General features: G+C 77.5%; 2 protein-coding genes. Both read left to right on the top strand.

Features of this window, described 5'->3' with window-relative positions; all coding sequences use genetic code 11:
• Positions 1 to 458 precede the first annotated feature (458 nt).
• Positions 459 to 1,424, top strand: coding sequence for a diacylglycerol/lipid kinase family protein (locus tag ACFV20_RS31615; RefSeq protein ID WP_385662957.1), 966 nt, complete (start codon positions 459 to 461; stop codon positions 1,422 to 1,424).
• 87 nt (positions 1,425 to 1,511) lie between these two features.
• Complete coding sequence (locus ACFV20_RS31610; RefSeq protein WP_385662954.1) at positions 1,512 to 1,880, top strand: nuclear transport factor 2 family protein; 369 nt, start codon at positions 1,512 to 1,514, stop codon at positions 1,878 to 1,880.
• Positions 1,881 to 2,003: the final 123 nt, after the last annotated feature.

Here is a 2,003-nt window from a genome sequence, read left to right as displayed (position 1 = left end):
CCGCCGGGCATACCCCCACCGGGGTCCGCGAGCGCGACCCCCGCGCGCCCCCCCCCCCGGCCCCCCGACCGGGCGCCGGCCGGGCATACCGCCCGGCCCGCGCCCCGCCCTCCCTCCCACTCCCGACCCACCTCGCACACGTGCCTCACACGCCCGCGGACCGGGGCGCCGGGGCGGGACCCCGGGCGCTGCGCCCGGAGTCCCGCCGAGGGTGCCCGCGGCGCCCGGCCCGGCGCACCGCGGGCGTCCGCGACGGGCCGGGCATGCCCTCGGCCCCGCGTCCCCGTGCCCGGCGTGTCCCTGCCCTGCCTCCCCGTGCCTGCGCGCCTCGTCGCCGTCAGCCGCACGTCAGTGCCGTGACAGCGGTCGGCGGCAGAGTCGACGTCGTGGGCCCGGAGCCGCAGGAGCGGCCCCGCCCCCGGACCCGCCGGCACCGTCCGACGAAGGAGTACGCCCGCATGGCAGATACCGCAGCCCCGGTCCCGACCCGGGCACTGGTCCTGGCCAACCCGGCCTCCGGCAGCCACAGCCCGGAACTGGTGGAACAGGTGCGCCAGTTGTGCGACTCGTACCTGGAGCGCACCGAGGTGCACCCGACCACCGGACCGGGCGACGCCACCGTCGCGGTGCGAAGGGCCCTCGAACGGCACACCGGCGCCCCCGACCTGGTCGTCGTCATCGGCGGCGACGGCACCGTCCGGGAGGCCGTCCAGGGCCTGGTGCCGGCCTCCGGGCGCGCCACGCTCGCGGTGGTGCCCGGCGGCACCGGCAACTCCGGCTACAAGATGCTGTGGGGCGACCGCCCCTGGACGGAGTCCCTCAAGGCGATCCTCACCGACTCCGGCATCGGCGGCAGCGCCCGCCCGCGCCGCCTGGACCTGGCCCGACTCGCCGAGACTCGTCAGTACGTCTACCTGGGCGCCTGCTCCGGTGTGATCGCCGACGCGCTGATCACCGCCCGCGACCTGCCGCTGACCGGCCGCGAGCGGTACGCGCGCGCCTTCGCCGACACCGCCGCGGGCTACGCGCCGTACCCGGGCCGGGTCACCGTCGACGGGCGGGTCGTGCACGAGGGCCCGACCGTCCTCGCGAACGTCGGCGGCGGCCCCTACCGCGGCGGCCGGTTCAACGTCCTGCCCGACTCGCTGCTCGACGACGGCCTGCTCGACGTCTGCGTCATCGGCGACGGCATCGCCGCGGCCGACGTGCCGCGGCTGACCCTGACCGCCGCCCACATCGGCCACCCCGCCACGCGGTACGCCCGCGGCCGGACCATCACCGTGGAGCGCACCGACGGCCGCCGGCTGCCGCTGGAGCACGACGGCGAGTACCAGCACGGCATCGGCTCCACGGCCACCTTCGAGGTCCTCCCCGGCGCCCTCCCCGTCTGGGCCCCGGCCCCGGACCGCCCCGAGACCCCCTGAGACATCCAGAACCCCCGTCGTACCGCACGCCTGGCGACGGCACGTCGGGTCAGCCGCACCAACGGAACGGAATCGAGGAGAACACACATGAGCGACCTGACCACCACCGTCGATCGCTACCTGGCCATCTGGAACGAGGCGGACGCCGACAAGCGCGCGGCGGCCATCGCCGAGCTGTTCACGGCCGACGCCCCGTACATCGACCCGCTCGCCGCCGTCGAGGGCCACGAGGGCTTCGGCGCGGTGGTGACGGGCGCCCGCGAGCAGTTCAAGGGCCTCACCTTCGAACTGCACGGCTCGGTCGACGCCCACCACAACCAGGCCCGGTTCCAGTGGGGCTTGGTCACCGAGCCCGGCGCCGAGCCGATCGCGATCGGGTTCGACGTCCTGGTCGCCGACGAGGCGGGCCGCATCAAGGCCGTCTACGGCTTCCTGGACAAGGTGCCGGCCGCCTGAACCCCTCCCGCGGGCGGGGGGGGGGCCCCCCCCCCCGGGGGCCCCCCCCCCCCCCCCCCCCCCCCCCCGGCCCCCCCCCCCCCCCCCCCCCCCCCCCCCCCCCCCGGGGCCCGAGGGGGGGCG

It is taken from the genome of Streptomyces sp. NPDC059696, assembly GCF_042733745.1.
Taxonomy (GTDB): Bacteria; Actinomycetota; Actinomycetes; order Streptomycetales; family Streptomycetaceae; genus Streptomyces.
Note: the sequence above shows the minus strand (reverse complement) of the source record. Positions and strands in the feature narration are given on the sequence as shown.